The organism is bacterium, assembly GCA_026708015.1.
Classification (GTDB): domain Bacteria; phylum Actinomycetota; class Acidimicrobiia; order Acidimicrobiales; family Bin134; genus Poriferisocius.
The window spans coordinates 1-2,208 of the sequence record JAPOVT010000040.1; the positions used below are offsets into that span (position 1 = coordinate 1).

Annotated in this window: 2 protein-coding genes; both read right to left on the minus strand. The window is 63.6% G+C overall.

What is annotated here, in order from left to right:
- Positions 1-485: 485 nt before the first annotated feature.
- Complete coding sequence (locus OXG30_08560) at positions 486-1,499, minus strand: nucleotidyltransferase domain-containing protein (protein ID MCY4134950.1); 1,014 nt, start codon at positions 1,497-1,499, stop codon at positions 486-488.
- A 462-nt stretch (positions 1,500-1,961) separates the two neighbouring features.
- A partial coding sequence (locus tag OXG30_08565; GenBank protein ID MCY4134951.1) for a hypothetical protein occupies positions 1,962-2,208 on the minus strand: 247 nt, incomplete at its 5' end.

Sequence of the window (2,208 nt, forward strand, 5' to 3'; positions counted from 1 at the left end):
CCGGCCGCGGACCCTCAGATCACGCCCGATACACAAAATTCCTGACAGACCCCAACCCCACCGGCAAGACCAACGGCTGGAAGGCCATACTGAACACCCTGACCGTCCACTACGGCGACCGGATCGCCGACCACATCAAATGAAAACCATCACGCCCGGTTACACAAAATTCCCGACAGACCCACCTGGTCAAGATTCATGTCGTTCTGTGTCATGAAGGTCAATCAGTCGAGGTCACCGCCGCGTCCTGCTCCCTCTTATAGGTCAGCTCAGACATTCGTCCTCCTGGTTTTCGCGGCCTGCTCAGTGCGTCGTTCTACCACGGTGGTCTGACAGTTGAGGGATAGAAGCACGCCAAGGGCTGTATGTCCCCAGTCTGGAGGACCTCATATGACCACATGATCGTTGTTCAAATGCGCCTGGTTGGGAAAGGGGCGTTGCGACTTTCGGTCGGGAGCCTTGCGGGTGGCGTGCGGGTTTGCGGGTCAGATGCCGATGTCGAGTTGTGGGCCTCGGCCGGGTCCGTCTCGTTCGGGGAGGCGGGGTGGGAGCTCTTGTTGGATTTGGTCGATCCGGTTGAATGCCTGTGGGGCGGCGGGGGGCGGGTAGCCGAGTCGGTGTTCGATGAGGCCGATGCAGCAGTCGGCCATGTCGGCGGCGGCTCGGGCCATTTGCGCCGAGAACTCGTCGGTGGCGTCGTCGGGGTCGCCGACGATGTCAATGTCGTCGGGATAGGTTCCGGCCTCGCGCCAAACCGACGCGTCATGGGGGCTGATGGGCCCCAAACAGGCTGCGAGCCGGTGTGCGGCTGACGGGGCGAGGTGTTCGCCGGCAGCGTCGATCAGATGGCCGACGCCGTGGACCTTGCCGGGGTGGTCGCCCTCGAGAGCGTGGACGAGGGCCTTGAGCGAGGTCTCCATGACGGTCTGGGACAGCTCGCAAACACTTAGCAGGCGGCTGTGCTTCAATCTGTCGGCCTCGCGCAGGTCGCCGGCCAACACCGCGTCGCGCTCTTTGGTTGAGGTCTCCAGGGCCATCAGGAGTTTGGTGAGCGCGTTTACCGCATTATTGAGGCTGCGGCCAGCCTGGTCGGCGTCAGACGGCGCCATTCCGATCTCCTTGTCCCAGTAGATACAGCCCCGCGGAGGCCGCGAGGCCAACGTGACCGCATGAGAGGCGATGTGGGCCTCGAAGGTGGAGCGGCACCGATGGGCGCGGATCTCCCACTCGGGCCGGTCGGTGACCCGCACATCGCAGCCGAACCCGGTAGCCCCCAGAACCGTCCGCCGGGCATTCTCGGCGATCAAGCGCCGGTCGGCGTAGTCGCCCAAGTCGTCGAACACCAGCACCAGATCCAAGTCCGAACCGGGCCCCTGCGAGCCCTGGGCCACCGAGCCGAACAACAGCACCTCGCCGGGGTCCAAAACCTCCCCGAGCGCGACAGCGGCCCGCCGGGCGTCCTCCAGCGTCGGCAGACCACGAGAAGCAACCAGAGCCACACCCAAAGGATACAGCCCAACCACAACACCACAACGCCCCACCCCGGCCCCCCAATCCAACGACCAGCCCCAGGATGCCCGCAGGCGCCGCGTTCGCCAAGAACCCCCATCGACGGCCTTCAAATTCGATCACGCCCCACATCTTGCAACACACCACCGGCCGCGATCGGTCGCAAACCCGCCTCAGTACCGGTCGCAACCGCTTCCAGCACCGGTCGAATCCCCAAATTGCCCTCACTCGTCCAAGACCGGCCATATCGGCAACGGCAACAGCCCAGCGACGCCGCACCCCCCAAACCCGCTTCCCGCAAGGCCGCCGCCGTCGACAGCCCAGCGCAGCAACCCGACGGTCCCGCCTCCAGTACCGCCGGATTGCCTTTGGCCGTCTCCCTGAGCGCCTACCGGCCACGACCACAGCCTGAACACGGCCGACAACCAGCCAGAGCACCACAGCAGACCGAATCACACCAACAACAACGGAAAAAGACGAAAACCTGCCAAAACCGAGAACCGGGAACCGAAAACAGAAACCAGCCCAGTCGAGCCAGCCCAGAAGCGATCACTCAAGTCCACAGCCAGCAGCCAACAGCGAGCAAGAGTCAGGTGTACACGCTTGCACTGTAAGTGCCACTCCCGCGCAGCAGTGACGTTCGTGGGTCTGTCAGTTTTTTTGTGTAACCGGTCGTGATGGTTTTCATTTGATGTGGTC